15 protein-coding genes are annotated in these 18,192 nt (G+C 60.0%); 7 read left to right on the top strand and 8 right to left on the bottom strand.

Annotated elements, in window-relative coordinates; all coding sequences use genetic code 11:
• The first annotated feature begins 112 nt into the window (after positions 1–112).
• The gene (ssb, locus tag HFP51_RS10910) at positions 113–613 is read left to right on the top strand and encodes a single-stranded DNA-binding protein (protein ID WP_176875748.1); all 501 of its coding nucleotides are present in this window, start codon (positions 113–115) and stop codon (positions 611–613) included.
• Between the two features lie 3 nt (positions 614–616).
• Here ssb and HFP51_RS10905 read toward each other — a convergent pair whose 3' ends face one another.
• Both HFP51_RS10905 and HFP51_RS10900 read right to left on the bottom strand, forming a co-directional pair.
• The gene (locus HFP51_RS10905; RefSeq protein WP_176875747.1) at positions 617–1,153 is read right to left on the bottom strand and encodes a DUF177 domain-containing protein; all 537 of its coding nucleotides are present in this window, start codon (positions 1,151–1,153) and stop codon (positions 617–619) included.
• On the bottom strand, positions 1,150–1,677 hold the full coding sequence (locus HFP51_RS10900; RefSeq protein ID WP_176875746.1) for a ubiquinol-cytochrome C chaperone family protein: 528 nt from the start codon (positions 1,675–1,677) through the stop codon (positions 1,150–1,152). The genes HFP51_RS10905 and HFP51_RS10900 overlap by 4 nt, the downstream gene beginning before the upstream one ends.
• Before the next feature lie 118 nt (positions 1,678–1,795).
• Between HFP51_RS10900 and HFP51_RS10895 the strand changes: the two genes are divergently transcribed.
• Complete coding sequence (locus tag HFP51_RS10895) at positions 1,796–2,299, top strand: outer membrane protein assembly factor BamE (RefSeq protein ID WP_176875745.1); 504 nt, start codon at positions 1,796–1,798, stop codon at positions 2,297–2,299.
• Between the two features lie 32 nt (positions 2,300–2,331).
• Here HFP51_RS10895 and HFP51_RS10890 read toward each other — a convergent pair whose 3' ends face one another.
• Positions 2,332–4,593 carry an NADP-dependent malic enzyme gene (locus HFP51_RS10890; protein ID WP_176875744.1) on the bottom strand — a complete coding sequence of 754 codons (2,262 nt, stop codon included), beginning with the start codon at positions 4,591–4,593 and terminating at the stop codon, positions 2,332–2,334.
• A 102-nt stretch (positions 4,594–4,695) separates the two neighbouring features.
• Between HFP51_RS10890 and mutS the strand changes: the two genes are divergently transcribed.
• Positions 4,696–7,335, top strand: coding sequence for a DNA mismatch repair protein MutS (gene mutS, locus HFP51_RS10885; protein ID WP_255454643.1), 2,640 nt, complete (start codon positions 4,696–4,698; stop codon positions 7,333–7,335).
• A gap of 9 nt (positions 7,336–7,344) precedes the next feature.
• Positions 7,345–10,098, top strand: coding sequence for a [protein-PII] uridylyltransferase (locus tag HFP51_RS10880; protein WP_176875743.1), 2,754 nt, complete (start codon positions 7,345–7,347; stop codon positions 10,096–10,098).
• On the opposite strand, the gene HFP51_RS10875 is transcribed toward HFP51_RS10880, so the two are convergent.
• Positions 10,095–12,017 (bottom strand): sodium:proton antiporter, encoded by a 1,923-nt coding sequence (locus HFP51_RS10875; RefSeq protein WP_176875742.1) that lies wholly within the window; start codon positions 12,015–12,017, stop codon positions 10,095–10,097. The genes HFP51_RS10880 and HFP51_RS10875 overlap by 4 nt on opposite strands.
• 107 nt (positions 12,018–12,124) lie before the next feature.
• Between HFP51_RS10875 and HFP51_RS10870 the strand changes: the two genes are divergently transcribed.
• Entirely contained in the window at positions 12,125–12,493 is a 369-nt protein-coding gene (locus tag HFP51_RS10870) for a VOC family protein (protein ID WP_176875741.1), read from the top strand.
• 9 nt (positions 12,494–12,502) lie between these two features.
• On the opposite strand, the gene HFP51_RS10865 is transcribed toward HFP51_RS10870, so the two are convergent.
• From HFP51_RS10865 to thrS, 3 genes are all read right to left on the bottom strand, one after another.
• Positions 12,503–13,423 (bottom strand): DMT family transporter, encoded by a 921-nt coding sequence (locus tag HFP51_RS10865; protein ID WP_176875740.1) that lies wholly within the window; start codon positions 13,421–13,423, stop codon positions 12,503–12,505.
• A gap of 125 nt (positions 13,424–13,548) precedes the next feature.
• On the bottom strand, positions 13,549–14,079 hold the full coding sequence (infC, locus tag HFP51_RS10860; RefSeq protein ID WP_176875739.1) for a translation initiation factor IF-3: 531 nt from the start codon (positions 14,077–14,079) through the stop codon (positions 13,549–13,551).
• Positions 14,080–14,200: 121 nt separating this feature from the next.
• Complete coding sequence (thrS, locus tag HFP51_RS10855) at positions 14,201–16,213, bottom strand: threonine--tRNA ligase (RefSeq protein WP_176875738.1); 2,013 nt, start codon at positions 16,211–16,213, stop codon at positions 14,201–14,203.
• A gap of 142 nt (positions 16,214–16,355) precedes the next feature.
• Here thrS and HFP51_RS10850 point away from each other — a divergent pair, with 142 nt between their 5' ends.
• Positions 16,356–17,096 carry an SDR family oxidoreductase gene (locus HFP51_RS10850; RefSeq protein ID WP_176875737.1) on the top strand — a complete coding sequence of 247 codons (741 nt, stop codon included), beginning with the start codon at positions 16,356–16,358 and terminating at the stop codon, positions 17,094–17,096.
• Between the two features lie 2 nt (positions 17,097–17,098).
• A complete protein-coding gene (locus HFP51_RS10845; RefSeq protein ID WP_176875736.1) occupies positions 17,099–17,707 on the top strand; it encodes a 2-hydroxychromene-2-carboxylate isomerase in 609 nt (202 codons plus the stop codon).
• On the opposite strand, the gene HFP51_RS10840 is transcribed toward HFP51_RS10845, so the two are convergent.
• On the bottom strand, positions 17,700–18,161 hold the full coding sequence (locus HFP51_RS10840) for a DM13 domain-containing protein (RefSeq protein ID WP_176875735.1): 462 nt from the start codon (positions 18,159–18,161) through the stop codon (positions 17,700–17,702). The genes HFP51_RS10845 and HFP51_RS10840 overlap by 8 nt on opposite strands.
• Positions 18,162–18,192 lie beyond the last annotated feature (31 nt).

The raw sequence follows: 18,192 nt of genomic DNA, 5'->3' as shown, positions 1-18,192 counted from the left end.
CTTGTCGAAGCACTGTCCTTTAACTAAGCCAAAGACAGCGACCCTTCGACACGCTCAGGGTATTTTTCATTTGAGGGAGGCGGGACCCCTGTCGCCTCGCGGGAGACAAGACATGGCAGGCAGCGTCAACAAGGTAATATTGATCGGTAATCTCGGACGCGATCCTGAAAGCCGCACCTTCAACAATGGTGGCAAGGTCTGCAATTTGCGGATTGCCACATCTGAAAACTGGAAAGACAAGCAGACCGGGGAACGCCGCGAGCGTACCGAATGGCACAGCGTTGCCATTTTCTCCGAAGGTCTCGCCAATGTTGCTGAACGCTATCTGCGTAAAGGCAGCAAGGTCTATATCGAAGGCCAGCTTCGGACGCGGAAATGGCAGGACCAGTCCGGCAATGACCGCTATTCCACCGAAGTCGTGATCGATGGTTTTAACGGCAGCATGACGATGCTCGACGGCCGCGATGGTGGCGGTGGCGGTGGCGGCGGCAGTGCTGGCGGTGGTGGTGATAGTTGGGGCGACTCAGGGGGCAATGGCGGGGGCCAATCCTCCGGTTCCAAGCCTGCCGGTGGCGCGTTCGACGACGATCTCGACGACGACGTACCCTTTTAGGCGTTAGTCCTTTTTGGCAGCCAACTGGTCTCTAAGACCCTTTAGCGCACCAAAAGGCCCGGCTTCTTCTTCGCTGATAACGCCGGCGTCGCGCAGGGCATCATCTGCATTCGGGCCGCGCGGAAATGGATCCAGCGTTAGAGCAAGCGTTTCCGCGGCGGCTTCGCCAAGATCAATAGCGCCGCCCAGATAGGTCAGCGTTTCACATTCATCGGCGCTCAGCTCGATTTCTTCTTCGTCCTTGGGCGCATCTTCCGGCACGAAGCGGAGCGAAAAACCCTCGTTGACGGAGTGGGCAATCGGTTCATCCGTTACTACGCAGCTTTGCGTCACTTCAGCCTGTACTGATCCATCGGCGAATATCTGATCTCCCTCCCGGCGTACATCGGCGCGCGCGCCCAGAGTTGCGATTGCTTTGAGCCCAAAGCGCTTGGCCAAGGCCGCACATTCGTCCGGATTGGCAGAGATCTCATGCTCAACCGCGCCAGCACCGATCGTGTCGATTGGAATGGGGCGGGAAAATTCAGGATCGACAGTCATGCAAGCTCCGGCACGGTACCCGAGACGATATCGGCCCCGGGCGTTTCCGCCAGTGCTGCAGAGAATTGCTCTAGTCGGGTTACAGAATAATTGACCGCATCATCAGCCGGCTCGGTTCCGCGATACAGGTTGCGCAACAAGGACTCCCGCGCGTCGCCATCGGGCTTGAAGCCGTCGCGATAAGCGGCAAGCCGCCCACCAAGTGCGCCCATCATCTTGCCGATATGTTTTCCTACCACGATGTCACCCACACCAAGCTCGCGCAGCTGGCCGTCCATGTCCTCGACAAACAGTTCGGCAAGCAGAGCGCTTTGCGGCCCGAATGCATCACCTTGATTTTCGAGGCGCAGTAAGATCAACGCCAGGATTGCGGCAATCATGTCGAATCGCCCATCCTGCGTGTCCGGTACTCCGCCTTGGACATACCATTGCGGGTCGCGCGCACGGGCAACAACCATGCAGTAAAGCGGCTGCAATGCGTCGCGGGGCTCGCGTCCACCAAAAAGCCGGGTAAAGAATGACATTGGGCTTGCTCTCGTTCCATCGATGCGGCCTTGCTATCGGCCCCTTGTTCCGCATATTGAGCGCCGATGACCAAGTTGCAATGCTGGCTGTATTGGCATTGCGCGTAAGGAGAGTGAAATGGCCCCGAAAATCCGGCAATTGCCGATGATCGCCAGCATGGTGGCGCTGATGGCGACCGGCATTGTAACCAGCGGTTGCGCGCAGATTCGCACGCATCAGGGCTATCTGGGCGAACAGATTCTGATTGAATCGATACAACCTGGTGTTGATAATCGGGCATCTGTTCAGGCAACGCTTGGCCGCCCGACCTTCACCAGCCAGTTCACGACTGCGACTGAGACGCCGACCTGGTATTATGTCTCTCGCGAATCTCGCCAGCTTGCATTTGCCCGACCTCGTCCGGTCAACCAGACAATTCTCGCGGTTCGTTTTGCCGGTGATGGCAATGTCGCGGCGGTGGACCAGATCGGCATTGATCAGGTCGCGTCGATCAATCCCTGGGGCGAAGAAACACCAACGCTCGGCCGAGATCGTAGCTTCTTTGACGAGTTGTTCGGCAATATTGGCCAGGTTGGCAGCATCAGCCGAGGCGGTGGAACAGCGGATAATCCAGGCGGCTAATCACTCAACCGCCCATCGGTTGATCTAGAAAACTAGCGCGCAATCCCGCCCGCAGCGAGCACTGCCAGCGTCACAAGCTCGCTGGCGGTTGCCGACATTGTCGCAATCTGGACCGGGCGGGCCATACCGACAAGCATTGGTCCGACCACCGAATCGCCGCCGAGTTCGCGCAGCAACTTGGCTGACAGATTCGCCGATTGCAGACCCGGCATCACCAGTACATTCGCCGGCTGTGACAAGCGGCTGAACGGATAACTCTTCATCAGCTTCGGGTTGAGCGCGACATCGGGCGCCATTTCCCCCTCATATTCGAAACTCACGCCACGCTCATCAAGCAAGGCAACCGCTTCGCGAATATTCTCAAGCCAGTTGCCCGGTGGGTTGCCGAAGGTTGAATAGGACAGGAAGGCAACGCGCGGTTCATGGCCCATGCGCCGCGCCACCGCAGCGGTTTGCTCAGCAATGTCAGCGAGCAGTTCGGGCGATGGACGTTCGTTGATCGTCGTATCGGCCATGAAGACATTATGGTTGCGGCCGACCAGCATATGGATGCCGAACGGTCGACGGCCTTCAATTGGGTCGATCACCTTCATCACCTGACTGAGCGACTGGCTGAACTGGCGCGTCACGCCTGTTATCATCACATCGGCTTCGCCGAGTGCGAGTAAAAGCGCGCCAAAGATGTTGCGATCGTTATTGACCATACGCTCGCAATCGCGCCGCAAGAATCCGCGGCGCTGCAACCTATCATAGAGATAATCGACCATCTGCGGCACGAGCGGTGATTTGCGGCTGTTATGATATTCAAAACTGTCGGGATCATCGACGCCCAGTTCGCGAAGCCGTTCCGGCACATCGTCGCGACCGACCAGAACGGGAATGCCATAGCCTCCATCGAGGAACTGGATGGCGGCGCGCAGTACGACTTCTTCTTCGCCCTCGGCAAACAGCACACGGCGCGGCTGGGCGCGGGCTTGCTCATAGGCAAGCGTCAGCACCGAATTGGTCGGGTTCAAACGGGACTTCAGCGAATCGCGATATTCATCGATATCGAGGATAGGCTGGCGGGCGACGCCCGAGTCCATCGCCGCCTGGGCGACTGCGGCCGGCACAATTTCCATCAGGCGCGGATCAAACGGTGCGGGAATGATGTAATCCGGGCCAAAGCTATGCGATTTCCCGTACGCTGCGGCGACTTCTTCGGGGACCTGCTGGCGGGCCAGTTCCGCGAGCGATGTGGCAGCCGCGATCTTCATTTCGTCATTGATCGTCGTCGCGCGCACGTCGAGCGCACCGCGGAAAATGAACGGAAAGCCGAGCACATTATTGACCTGGTTTGGATAGTCTGAGCGGCCGGTGGCGATGATCGCATCGGGCCGCACGGCCTTTGCGTCTTCGGGCAGTATTTCGGGATCGGGGTTTGCCATTGCAAAGATGATCGGCTTGTCGGCCATGGACTTCACCATGTCCTGATCGACCAGATTGGCGACGGACAGGCCGAGGAAAAGGTCCGCGCCCTCCATCGCTTCACGCAATGTGCGTTTGTCGGTTGGCGCGGCATGGGCGGATTTCCATTGGTCCATGGATTCTTCGCGGCCCTGGTAGATCACGCCCTTGGAATCGCACATCAACACGCGATCGGCGGGCGCGCCCATCGCCTTGATCAGTTCGGTGCAGGCGATTGCTGCAGCACCGGCGCCCGACACGACCATGTCGATATCTGTGATGTCGCGTCCTGTGAGATGCAGCGCATTGATAACGCCGGCGGCCGCAATGATCGCTGTTCCATGCTGGTCGTCATGGAAAACCGGGATGTTCATCCGCTCGCGCAGCGTCTGTTCGATGATGAAACAGGCCGGCGCGCCGATATCTTCCAGGTTTATGCCACCAAAGCTCGGCTCCATCAGTTCGACCGCATTGATGAACTTTTCCGCATCCTCGGTGGCGAGTTCGATATCAATCGAATCGACATCGGCGAATCGTTTGAACAGGACGGCCTTACCCTCCATCACCGGCTTTGACGCCAGTGCACCCAGATTGCCGAGGCCGAGGATCGCCGTACCGTTGGAGATGACGGCCACGAGATTGCCTTTGGCAGTATAGTCATAGGCGGTGGCCGGATCGGCGGCGATTGCTTTCACCGGCACCGCGACGCCCGGCGAATAGGCCAGGCTCAAGTCCCGCTGTGTCGCCATCGGCTTGGTCGCCACGATCTCAATCTTGCCCGGCCGTTCATGCGAGTGAAACAGCAGCGCCTCGCGCTCGGAAAACTCGACATTGGTCTTGTCGCTCATACCGTCCTCTGTGGATGACATCGTGGATAACTGGGTCTTTCCGCCCAATCGCCTTTTGGGGCATGGCGGCGGCTGCGGCAAGACGCTATCCCCGGATTCGACATGGCGACACAGGCGAAAAAGAAACGCGCGGCGAAGAGCGGGCCGACACCGATGATGACGCAATATCTTGCGTTGAAGGAGACGGTGCCGGATTGCCTGCTTTTCTACCGGATGGGCGATTTTTTTGAGCTTTTCTTCGACGATGCCAAGGCCGCGGCGGCAACCCTCGATATCGCTCTAACGGCACGTGGCGAGCATGATGGCGCGCCGATTCCGATGTGCGGCGTCCCCGCGCACAGCCACGAGGCCTATCTCGCACGGTTGATCAAGGCCGGCCACCGGGTTGCCATCGCCGATCAAACCGAAACCCCCGAACAGGCCAAGAAGCGCGCTGGATCCAAGGCGCTGGTCGAGCGGGCCGTGGTCCGAGTCGTCACCGCCGGCACCTTGACCGAAGAAACCTTGCTCGATGCCCGGGCCGAGAATTGGCTGGTCGCGATTGCCGTTACCGGCGGTACGCTTGGCATTGCGGCAGCCGATATTTCAACCGGCCGCTTTGCGCTGTCCGCCGCTGACCCCGCGATGCTGGATGCGGAGCTGGCGCGGCTCGGCGCGGCCGAACTGATTGCACCAGAAGGTTTTGTTGCCGCCCCGTCCCATGCCCAGCTTTGCGCAAAAGGCGATTTCAGCAGCATCGCGGCGGAAAAACGGCTGAAGCAGCTGTTTGGCGTTGCGACGCTCGATGGCTTTGGCGATTTCGACCGGGCAGAGCTTGCGGCGGCGGGCGGATTGCTGGCCTATCTCGAAACCGCGGGGCAGGGCGCGCTGCCCTTCCTGCAGCCGCCGGCCCGGCACCGATCCGACGATCATATGCTGATCGATGCGGCAACCCGCGAAAGCCTGGAACTGACCGAAGCGGTAGGCGGAGGCCGCAAGGGCAGCCTGCTCGGCTGTATCGACCAGACGGTTACAGGTGCCGGCGCCAGGCTCCTCGCGGCGGACATCGCGGCACCGCTCACAGATATTCCCGCGATCGGCGCGCGACTCGATCTGGTGCAGCTATTTGCGGATGACGCAGGCTTGCGCGAGACGCTGCGCGGCCAATTGAAAGCGCTCCCCGATATCGGTCGGGCGCTGGGCCGGCTCGTCGCCGGGCGCGGGACGCCGCGCGATCTCGGCTTGATGCGCGACGGGCTGGGGGCGGCGCGCACCCTCAATATCAGCCTCGCCAAACGCGCGGATCCACCTGCCTTGCTGGCGGCGCTGCTGCCCAAGCTCACGGGCCATGGCGCGCTGACCGACCATCTTGCGCGCGCGCTCGTCCCCGAGCCACCGATCGATACCAGCAAGGGCGGCTTTATCGCCGAAGGCTATGATGCAGCACTCGATGATCTGCGCGAAACGGCTGGAGCAGGCCGGCGGGCGATCGCCGCTCTTGAAGCGCGCTATCGCGAGGCGACCGGGATCGCGACGCTCAAGGTCAAGCATAATAATGTGCTCGGCTATCATATCGAAGTCCCGACCCGCCATGCCGATCCGCTCATGAATGCGGAGTCCGGTTTCACCCATCGTCAGACTTTGGCGGGTGTCGTGCGGTTCAACGCGCCGGATTTGCATGAGGAAGCACAGCGCGTGACCCAGGCTGGCGCGCATGCGCTGGCTGCCGAAGCCGCGCATCTTGAGGAACTGACCGAGACGGTCTTGGTCGATCGCGATCGGATTGCGGCAACCGCAGATGCCCTGGCCCGGCTCGATGTTGCAAGCGCCCTTGCCGAACAAGCGGCCGTTTCCGGCTGGGTACGACCGACACTGGCCGATCATCCCTGTTTCGAGGTGGAGGCGGGTCGCCATCCGGTCGTCGAACGCGCCGTCGAACAACAGGGCGAGCGCTTTGTCGCCAATGATTGCGGCCTCTCGCCCGAAGAACGGCTTTGGCTTGTCACCGGACCGAATATGGGCGGTAAATCGACCTTCCTGCGCCAGAATGCGCTGATCGCCGTGCTCGCTCAGGCCGGAAGCTACGTCCCGGCAGCTTCGGCCGAACTCGGCATTGTCGACAAACTATTCAGCCGGGTCGGCGCGTCGGACAATCTCGCGCGCGGCCGATCGACCTTCATGGTCGAGATGGTCGAAACTGCGGCCATCCTCTCACAAGCGACAGCGAACAGCCTGGTCATCTTGGACGAAGTGGGACGCGGCACCTCCACCTATGATGGTCTCGCCATTGCCTGGGCGGTGGTCGAGGCGGTGCATGACGTCAATCAGTGCCGATGCCTCTTCGCCACCCATTATCACGAACTCACGCGCCTCGCGGAACGGCTGGATGCGTTATCGCTCCATCATGTGCGCGCCCGCGAATGGAAGGGCGATCTTGTGCTGCTCCATGAACTCGCCGATGGGCCGGCGGATCGTAGCTATGGGCTCGCCGTGGCGAAACTCGCTGGACTGCCGAAGGAAACGGTCGCCCGGGCAAGATCCGTATTGGCCAAGCTCGAGGCCGGTCGTGCGGCCACTGGCGGGCTGGCTGCCGGGCTGGATGACCTGCCACTCTTCACCGCTGACATTGCCCAGGAAGAGGAGAGCAGCGATCCACTTCGCGATGCGCTTGAGGCGATCCATGCCGATGACCTGACCCCGCGCGATGCGCTGGAACTTGTTTATCGTCTCAAACGACTGGCGGACGAAGGCGACGGCGCCTAGATTAGCGCTATGCCAGCGAGCCTCATCCCCAATCGGCGTACGATTATTGACCGGCGAGAAGTTGCGGCGCGATTGCACGCGCTTGAGGCCGATAACAATGCGGACCTGCGCGCGGCAGCGGTGACCGAACTTCGAACGGTTATGGAAAAAGGCTGCGCGGAGATCGCCGAGCGGCTGGAGCAAAAGCCTTCGCGCGGGTCGATTATCACCCGCAGCTATTCCTTTCTCTATGACCAGTTGCTGCGCCTGATCTATGATTTCACCGTCCAGCGCCTCTATTCGAACAGCAATCCATCGGATGGCGAGCGGCTGACCCTGATCGCGGTTGGCGGCTATGGCCGCAGTGAATTGGCACCGTTTTCCGATCTCGATATCGGCTTTATCACCCCCTACAAACAATCGCCCTGGTGCGAGCAAGTCATTGAATCCATTCTCTATACGCTTTGGGATTTGGGATTGAAGGTCGGCCATTCAAGCCGTTCGCTAGACGATATGGTGCGCATGGCGAAAAGCGATCTCACGATCCGCACTGCGTTGCTCGAAGCACGGTATCTATGGGGTGACGAGGCGCTGTATGACGAGGCCACACGCCGCTTCTATGCCGAAGTGGTCGAGGGAACGGCGCAGGCCTTCACCGCCGAAAAGCTGGCCGAGCGTGACGCGCGGCACAATCGGATGGGCGATAGCCGCTATGTCGTCGAGCCCAATGTAAAGGATGGAAAAGGCGGGCTGAGAGACCTGCACACCTTGTTCTGGATCGGGCGCTACGTCCATCAGGTGCGCGATCTGGGCGAGCTTGTCGAACATGGCCTGCTGACGTCCGATGAGCTCAAACAGTTTCGCAAGGCGCGCGATTTCCTGCTAGCGGTGCGTTGTCATTTGCACCTGATCACATCGCGCCCCGAAGAACGGCTGACCTTCGACGTACAGCCTGAGATCGCCCAGCGAATGGCCTATGCCGAGCGGACCGGGAAATCCGCGGTCGAACGGTTCATGCAGCATTATTTCCTGATCGCGAAGCAGGTGGGCGATCTGACTGGTGTGTTCCTCGCGCATCTCGACGAACAATATGGACCGCGCGGGCGTCGCTTTGTGATGCCGACCCTACGTCGCAAGCCGCGCAAACTGAACGGCTTCATTCTCGATCGTGGGCGGCTGTCTATTCCCGACGAGGGTTTCTTTGCCGAAGATCCCGTCCGTTTGATCGAGATATTCGCGCTGGCCGACAAGCACCAACTCGAAATCCACCCATTGGCGATGCGCCAGGCAGGACGGGATGAGAAACGCGTCGCCAAGATCCGCAAGGATGAGCGGGCAAATGCTCTGTTCCTGGATGTGTTGACCAGCCCGCGTGACCCGGAAACTGTGCTGCGCTGGATGAATGAGGCCGGGATATTCGGGCGCTTCGTTCCCGATTTCGGCCGGGTCGTCGCCCAGATGCAGTTCGACATGTATCATCACTATACCGTCGATGAGCATACGATCCGGGCAATCGGACTCCTCTCCAAGATCGAGAATGGCCGGCTCAAGGATGATCACCCGCTATCGCATGGCGTGATGGGCAAGCTCGTTTCGCGCCGCGTGCTCTATGTCGCGGTGCTGCTCCACGATATCGCCAAGGGACGCGGTGGCGATCATTCGATCCTGGGGGCAGAAGTTGCAAACAAATTATGCCCGCGCCTCGGTCTTGATGCGGGTGAAACGCAAACTGTCGCCTGGCTTGTCCGCTGGCACCTGTTGATGTCGGCGGCGGCCTTCAAGCGCGATCTTGCCGATCCCAAAACGATCGAAGATTTCGTCCTCGCCGTGAAAAGCCCAGAACGGTTGAAGCTGCTATTGGTTCTTACCGTTGTCGATATCCGCGCGGTTGGGCCCGGCGTATGGAATGATTGGAAGCGCCAGTTGCTGACCGATCTTTATCAGTTGGCCGAAGAAACGTTGCGGCTTGGCCATAAGCATCAAGGTCGGCGCTCGCGCATTGCCGCTGTACAGGAATCGCTGTCGGACGCATTGGACTGGCCAAAACCGGATCTCGATGCGCTCTTCAAACGCATGCCGCGCGCCTATTGGATTGCGGAAAATGAGGATACCGCGATCGCCAATGCCAGGCAGATGGCGGACGCCTCGGCCAATGACGACGCGCTTTCCATCGCCATGCAGCCCGATCATGATCGCGGCGCGACCCTGGTGACCGTCTATACGGCTGACCATCCGGGCCTATTCTACAGGCTGGCCGGTGCCGTCGACATGGCGGGCGCAAATGTTATCGACGCGCGGATCTATACGACGCGCGATGGCATGGCGATCGATAACATCCTGGTTCAGGATCCCTTTGGCGGGACGTTTGACGATCCCGGCCAGTTACAGCGCCTCGAAACCGCAATTCGCGATGCGTTGGCGAACAAACATAAGCTCAAAGAGCGCCTCGAAGCCCGGCCAATGGCCCGGACTCGTGCCGAAGCCTTCCATATCGAGCCGCTCGTGCTGATCGATAACAAGGCATCCAATCGCTACACCGTGATCGAAGTGAATGCGCTTGATCGGCCTGCATTGCTCAACAGCCTGACCCATGCGCTGTTCCAGTCCAAGGTCACGATCCGCTCGGCCCATATCGCTACCTATGGTGAGCGCGCGGTCGATACATTCTACCTGACGGATCTATTTGGCGAGAAGATCGTCAATGGCAGCCGATTGAAAGCGCTACAAAAACGCCTGCTGAAAGCCGCTGCGGAATCTGAAGAAACAGAGATGGAAGCCGCCTAGGCCGGCTCGGGTTCAGTGCCGGATTCTGGGTCCGATTCAGGGCCGGGTTCAGTTGGGCGGCGTTTGCGTTCGAGCTGTTCGCTCGGTGCCTCTGGTGGCGCATAGCTGACAACGATATCGCCGGCCTCGACCACTGGCCGTGCATCCGTGGAAAAGAAGAGCAGCCGCCGGTCGGGCTTCATCACGCAAATCAGCAGTGCATCGGTATCAAGGTTCTTTTTGAGATCCTCCATCCCGAACTTGTCGGTGATCTTTGTCCGGGTGAAGACCCATTTGGCATCTTCGCACTTCAGCAAATCATCGATGGTCGGCGCCGAACGCATCAGGACCCGGCCGCGCGACTGGAACGCGCGATCGCGATCGGTGCCGATCTGGCTGACGGAATCATAGCCCATTTCGGGGCCGAGATCGTCGCAGATCAACGCGTTATATGCGTCATTGTCGGTCGCAGCGATGAGCTCCTGAAACTGGCCAAGGTCGAGATGTTCCTGGGTGACTTCGTCAAGAATATCGCCGCGATAGACAGCCAGCTCGCGCCGCCGGGCTGCGCGCAGGGCATATTGGGACGGGTCAGCGATGGTTATCGGTATCTCGAGTTTTTTGAGCAGTTCGCCAAAATCGATCGTCCAGCGATTGGCTCCGACCAGCAATACGCCGTCTGCCGGGCCCTGATCGATACCGAGTCGATGCGCCCACCATTTGGCCGAGAAGCCATGGGCGAAGATCGTCGCGATCACGACGCCGAAGGATAGCGGGATCAGCGCCTCGGCATCTTCAACCCCGAAATCGGCAAGCCGGATCGCAAACAGGCCGGTGATTGCCACCGCAACAATACCGCGCGGGGCGATCCAGGCGATGAACAGACGCTCATTCCAGGGGACGCTCGAAAAGAGCAGCGAAACGAGAATGGTTAGCGGACGGACGACGAACAACAGCAGGAACAGGAAGCCGAGGAAGCGCAGCACGCCCTCGATCGGGTCGGGCGATGTCGTCTGGAAGCTGGCGATAACCTCCCAGTCCAGTGTCGCTGACAGCATGACGAACACGCCGGAAATTAAGAGTACCGCCAGATCTTCCTTGAAGCGTCGCAGGGCATGGCTCGAAAACATCGGCCGGTTGGCCATCACCACGCCCATGATCGTGACGGTGACGAGCCCGGTCTCGTGCTGGATGATATCGGCAACCACAAATCCACCGATCACCAGGATCAGCAGCATCGGTGCCTTCAGATATTCCGGCACATAGCCGCGCGGGAAGAACCAGGTCACACCCCAGCCGAGCGCAGCGCCAAGCAGGGCGGCGATAAAGGTCGAACCGATCACGTCGAAGCTGATCGCGGCAACATTGGTGCCCGCACCGCCATAGGTGATGTAGGCGAAGATGAAGACGGCAAGCAGCGCGCCGATCGGATCGTTGACGATCCCTTCCCATTTGAGAATGTTCGACACGCGCGGGCCCACGCGCAAGGTGCGCAGCATCGGTCCGATGACCGTGGGCCCGGTCACCACCAATATGCCGCCGAAGAGTGCGGAGACTTCCCAGCTCAGCCCCGCCCCATAATGGCCGGCAAGCGTGCCGAGGAACCACCCGACTGGCACCCCGATAATCACCACGCGCATCACCGCCCATCCGGCTTGTCGTAACTCGCGGAAGTTGAGGCTGAGGCCCCCTTCGAACAGGATCACGGCGACGGCAAGCTTGATGATGGGCTCCATCAGAGCCCCAAAATCTCTTTCGGGATTTATGAGGCCTCCGCGAAACAGTTCATGCGGAATGAGCGCGCTGACCGGGCCGACCAATATGCCGACGATCAACATGAGGGCGATGGCCGGTCGGCCGGTACGCCATGCGATCCATTGCGCGCCGACACCGGCCACGCCGATGACGGCAATCTTCACCATTAGGGAATCGAGCGCCATGCGCGATGCATGCCGGGGAAAGGCGGCCGCTTCAACTTTTTGTTGCGTTGCCCGGCACGAGATTGGCGGCCTATAGTGGGCGGGCAGGGGAGAATCGGGAGGAAGATATGGGTGTTACAGGCATTGGCGGGCTCTTTTTCCGGGCCAAGGATCCCAAGGCGCTGACGCAATGGTATCGCGATCATTTCGATCTTGGCGGCGGCGATAGCTGGTGGAACCAGGCTGCCGGACCGACCGTTTTCGCGCCCTTCAAGCAGGACAGCGACTATTTCGCGGCCGACAAGGCGTTCATGATCAATTTGCGGGTCGATGATCTCGCGGCCATCAGCGAGAAACTAACCGCCGCGGGTATCGAGGTGATGCGCAACGACGAATGGGATCTCGACGGCAGCTATGGCCTGTTTGCCCGGGTCCATGATCCGGAAGGCAATGCGATCGAGCTATGGGAACCGCCGGCGGTACTGCCGGAGGAATAGCGGCCTTACTTAACGATCGGGCGCCTGCGCACCGCCCAGGGATGGCGGGACGCGGGTCTCGACCGATGCGCTGACGGTGCCGGGTCTCCGCACCAGCAGTATCGCAACGAAGATCAGCGCCATGCCGACCACATCGACGGTCGTGAGTATTTCCGCAAACCACAGAAAGCCCAGCAGCGAAGAGAAAAGCGGCTGAACGAGGAGGCCGAGGCCACTGGCGAGCGGCGGCAGATGCGGCAGCGCGTAGATCACCAACCCTTGGCCAGCGACCTGGCTGGTCAGGGCGAGCAGCAGCAGGGGCGTCCAGTCCTGCGGCCAGAAATTACCATCGGCGATAAGCGCGGCAGGCAATAGGAAAAGCGCGCCGGCTGTGGTGGCGAACCCCAATGCGGACAAGGCCGATAGCCCGGCGCGCGCGCGGTTCATCACGATCAGATATCCGGTGTAGAAAACCGCCGCGAGCAGACAGAACAGATCACCGCGCAGATTGGTCGGTGATACACTCGCTGAATCCCCCGCCAGGGTCAGTATCCCCACCGCCGCCAACAACAACGCGATCGCTGCAAAGGGCGTCGGCCAGCGGCGCACGACGAGATAGCCCCAGACCGGAAACAGGAAGGCGGTCGCATTGGCGAGCAAGGTTGAATTGGCCAGCGTCGTGCGTTCAATGCCGAGATGCCAGCTGCCGAGGTCTGCCGCAAAGAAGAAACCGCCGAGCAATAGCCAGACCAGCGCGCTGCCCTTCGGCAGGCTCGGAAAGCGGCCTTCAACCGCGCGCACCAGCAGGAACAACATCGGCGCGCCAATCGCCAGCCGCCAGAAAGCCGATTGTACCGCACCAACATCGGCGAGCCGCACGAAGAGCGGCCCGGCCGAAAGGATGATGCTGCCCACGAGGAACAGCGGAAAGACGAAACGCGGCGCGGTCATGATTCGCCCATGCCACCGCGATAACGGTTCCGCCAGTCAGAAAGTCGGTTGCGAGAATATGCGCCGACAGCTGTCCGTTTTCTGGATTGCCAGCCTTGCAGCCGGGCAGAATTCGGGAGCCAGAATTACTTCGGCGCAAGAACCATCAGCATCTGACGGCCTTCCATCTTCGGATGTGCTTCGGTTTTTGCGTTTTCCTTGGTGTCTTCCTGCACGCGGCGCAGCAATTGCATGCCGAGCTCGCGATGCGAGAGTTCACGTCCGCGGAAGCGCAAAGTCACCTTCACCTTGTCACCATCGTCGATGAACTGGTTCACCTTCTTCATCTTCACGTCATAGTCGTGATCATCGATGTTCGGGCGCATCTTGATCTCTTTGATGTCTTGCGTTTTCTGCGATTTACGCGCGGCATTGGCCTTTTTCTGGGCCTCATACTTATATTTGCCGACATCGAGGAACTTCGCCACGGGCGGGTCCGCATTCGGAGAGACTTCCACGAGATCGAGGCCGACATCGGCGGCCTGTTCAATCGCTTCGTTGGTTAGCAATACACCCAGATTATCGCCGTTCTCGTCGATCACACGGACCTTTGGCGACTGAATAAACTGATTATAGCGGGGGCCGTTCATCGGCGGTGCCGCAGGGCGGCGGGACATCGGGGGGCGTATAGCTCTATCTCCTAAAGTTTAGGGGCACGTCAGTGTGCCTTTCGTCTAATATACGGTGCTTCGGCGCGGAATCAAAGGCATCGATTGCCGATCGAGCGATTGTTTGCCTCTATTTCAGGTCCGGCGGGGTCGCTTCATCGCGCAGCATCGCGACAAGATCATCTACGCTCATCACCTTTTGATGCTCGTCAGAGCCGAGCCGACGCAGTGCAACCGTACCTTCTTCAGCCTCGCGTTTGCCGACCACAACCAGGTTCGGCACCTTCGCAAGGCTGTGTTCGCGCACCTTATAGTTGATCTTCTCATTGCGCAGATCCGTCTCGACGCGAATGCCTGCCGCGTGCAATTTCTCGCGCACCTCATTGGCATAGCCATCCGCATCCGAAACAATCGTCGCGATGATGGCCTGTACCGGCGCCAACCAGAGCGGCAGCTTGCCCGAATAATTCTCGATGAGAATGCCGATAAAGCGCTCATAGGTGCCGATCACAGCGCGGTGCAGCATGACGGGACGATGCCGTTCGCCATCTTCGCCGACATAGCTCGCGTCGAGCCGCTCGGGCAGCACCCGGTCTGACTGGATCGTGCCAACCTGCCAGGTTCGGCCAATCGCATCGGTCAGATGCCATTCGAGCTTGGGCGCATAAAAGGCCCCTTCGCCCGGCAATTCTTCCCAGCCATAGTCTTCGGTCGCCATGCCCGCTTCGATCACCGCATTGCGCAGCTCGTCTTCGGCCGTGTCCCAATCTTCATCGGAACCGAAACGCTCTTCAGGCCGCAGTGCCAGCTTGATCGCATATTTTTCGAAACCGAAATCGCGATAGACGCGATCGGTGAGTTCACAGAACTGCCGCACTTCTTCGACCAGCTGATCTTCGCGGACGAAGATATGGCCGTCATCCTGCGTCATCTGGCGAACCCGCAACAGGCCGTGCAGCGCGCCATGCGGTTCGTTACGATGGCAGCAGCCCATCTCCGCCATGCGGATCGGCAGGTCGCGATAGCTTTTGATGCCCTGGCGGAAGATCAGCACATGGGCCGGGCAGTTCATCGGCTTGAGTGCCATCATGTCAGCATCGCTGGAGACGATCGGCCCCTCATCTTCGGTCGAGGGAATCTCGTCAGGCACCACGAACATATTCTCGCGATATTTGCCCCAATGGCCCGATTGCTGCCATTGCCGCGCGTCCATCAGCTGCGGCGTCTTGACTTCATTATAGCCGGCTTCGTCGATCCGGCGGCGCATATAGGCCTCCATCTCGCGCCAGATGATATAGCCCTTTGCGTGCCAGAAGACGCTGCCCTGCGCTTCGGGCTGGAGATGGAACAGATCCATTTCCTGGCCGAGCTTGCGGTGATCGCGCTTGGCGGCTTCTTCCAGCCGATGCAAATGCTGGGCAAGCTGCTTCCGATTGAGCCAGCCCGTGCCATAGATGCGCGATAGCTGCGGATTGCGCTGGTCGCCGCGCCAATAGGCGCCCGATACGCGCAACAGTTTGAATGCCTTGGGATCGAGCTTGCCGGTTGAGGCAAGATGCGGGCCGCGGCACATATCCATCCAGGCATCATCAGCACCGGGCTCGCCCGACCAATAGACGCTGAGCTCTTCATCGTCTGGCAACTCGCCCGCCCATTCGGCCTTGAACGCTTCGCCGTCCTTCTGCCACCGCTCGATCAGTGCATCACGCTCCCAGACTTCGCGGATCAGCGGTTTGTCGGCCTGTATGATGCGGCGCATTTCCTCTTCGATCGCCGGCAGGTCCTCGTCCGTAAAGGGGCGATCCTTGGGCGCGAAGTCATAATAAAAGCCATCATCGGTTGCCGGCCCGAAGGTAATCTGCGTGCCCGGGAAGATGTTCTGCACCGCCTCGGCCAGCACATGGGCATAGTCATGCCGTGCCAGCTCAAGCGCTTCGGCTTCATCGCGTGACGTGATCAGCGCGAGCTCGGTATCGCTGTCGAGCGGGCGCATGATGTCACGCACTTCGCCATCGATCTTTGCAGCGAGCGCAGCCTTGGCGAGGCCCGGCCCGATATCTGCCGCAATCTCTGCCGGGGTGGTGCCGGACGCGACTTCGCGAACGGATCCATCGGGCAGGGTTATGGCAATCATCTGGGACATCGGTCTCTTCTTGGCTCCAGTTACGGTGTTTAGCTTGAATGCGCTGCCTTAGATGGGGGCGGAGCCAAGTCAAGCAACAGGCACGAGATCACGGGCAGCAGTAAAGTTGCATTTCACAACTGATGCAGTCTAGCTCTGGGACATGAGCGAATCATCCCAACCCGTATGTCTTGTCATTGGAGCCGGTGATGACACCGGTGGCGCGATTGCACGCGCCTTTGCAAAAGAAGGGTATCAGGCCTGCCTGGTCCGCCGGCCGCGGCATGGCGATGCGCTGGAAAAACTGGCGGATTCGATCCGCGCGGATGGCGGCACCGCTCATGCGCTGCCGACCGACGCGCGTGATGAAGATGCGATGGTGGCTCTGGTCGAGCAAATTGAATCCGAGATCGGTCCGATCGAAGTCGCCGTCTTCAATATCGGTGCGAATGTGAACTTCCCGATTACTGAGACCACGGGCCGGGTGTATCGCAAGGTATGGGAGATGGCGGCGTTCTCCGGCTTCCTGATGGGTCGGGAAGCGGCCAGATTTATGACCGAGCGCGGCAAGGGGACGATCCTCTTCACCGGCGCAACGGCCAGTATGCGCGGCGGCCCGGGCTATAGCGCCTTTGCCGGTGCCAAATTTGCGCTGCGGGCGCTCGCCCAGGCGATGGCGCGCGAATTGGGACCGAAAAATATCCATGTCGCCCATATCGTGATTGATGGCGCGATCGATTCCAATTTCATCCGGCAGAATGACCCGAACGTCGATGCGCGGCGCGAGGAAGACGCCATTTTGTCGCCTGATGCCATTGCCCAGAATTATGTGATGCTCCATCGCCAGACGCGCAGCGCCTGGACGCACGAGCTGGATCTGCGCCCCTGGAAGGAGAGTTGGTAGCCATGACTGTCACCGTCGATTTCATTTTCGATTTTGCGAGCCCCAATGCCTATCTCTCGCATCGCGCAATCGGGCCGATTGCCGAGCGCACAGGCGCAACCTTCAACTATATTCCGTGCCTCTTGGGTGGGATTTTCAAATCTACGGGCAACAAGGCGCCGATGATTGCCTATGCGCCGATCCCGAACAAGCTCGCCTATGAACAGCTCGAATTTGGGCGCTTTGTGAAGAAGCATGCGCTGACCGAATTTCAGTTCAATCCGAATTTCCCGATCAATACCGTCCAGCTGCAGCGCGGCGCGCTGGTCGCCGAGCGCGATGGACGGCTGATGGAATATATCGAGGCGGGCCTCCACCATATGTGGGTCGAACCGAAAAAGATGGACGATCCGGAAGCCTATGCAGCTGCCATGACCGAGTCCGGCTTTGACGGGGCGGCGCTCATTGAAGGTTCACAGGACCCGGAGATCAAGCAGAAGCTGATGGATAATACAGCGGCTGCGGTCGAGCGCGGGGCCTTTGGGATCCCGACCTTTTATGTCGGTGACGAGATGTTCTTCGGTAAGGACCGGCTCGATCAGGTCGAAGAGGCGATTGTCGCTGCTAGCTGAGCGGCGCGCTTGCAAAGAATACACCAAAAGCACGGCACCAGATCACAATCGATCGGTGATTGCCGTCCAGCGCCCCGGCCGGGATCACATAGCTCTGATCACCACTGCTGCGCCGTAACCGCCCGAGATCAACATGGTTGGCGCGGCGCGCGGTCCGGGCATTGCGGACATCCGCGGCATCCGTCACCCAGACCCTGAGGTCGGGGCCACCGGTCACCGAGAAATCTTCAAATTGGACAACCAGATCGCCATTGGCGCGCCTTATAATGGTTGCCGATCCGTTCGCACGGTGCGAGCGGTCTGCGCCGCGGAACTGGCCGGATGCGATGGCTTGCGCACCGGCTGTCTGGGCGACGGCGGCGGCTGGCGTCACGGTTGACGGAATAGGGATTGCGAAGGCCGCCAGCGCGGTGGCGGCAATCGCGGAATGAGCGGCGAAGCGGGTCAGGGGCATGTCCTTGTCCTTCCGATGGCAAAAATGATCT

The sequence above is a fragment of the Parasphingopyxis sp. CP4 genome, from assembly GCF_013378055.1.
Taxonomy (GTDB): Bacteria; Pseudomonadota; Alphaproteobacteria; order Sphingomonadales; family Sphingomonadaceae; genus Parasphingopyxis.
The sequence above is the reverse complement of the archived record's forward strand: the minus strand, read 5'-3'. Positions and strand labels throughout refer to the sequence as shown.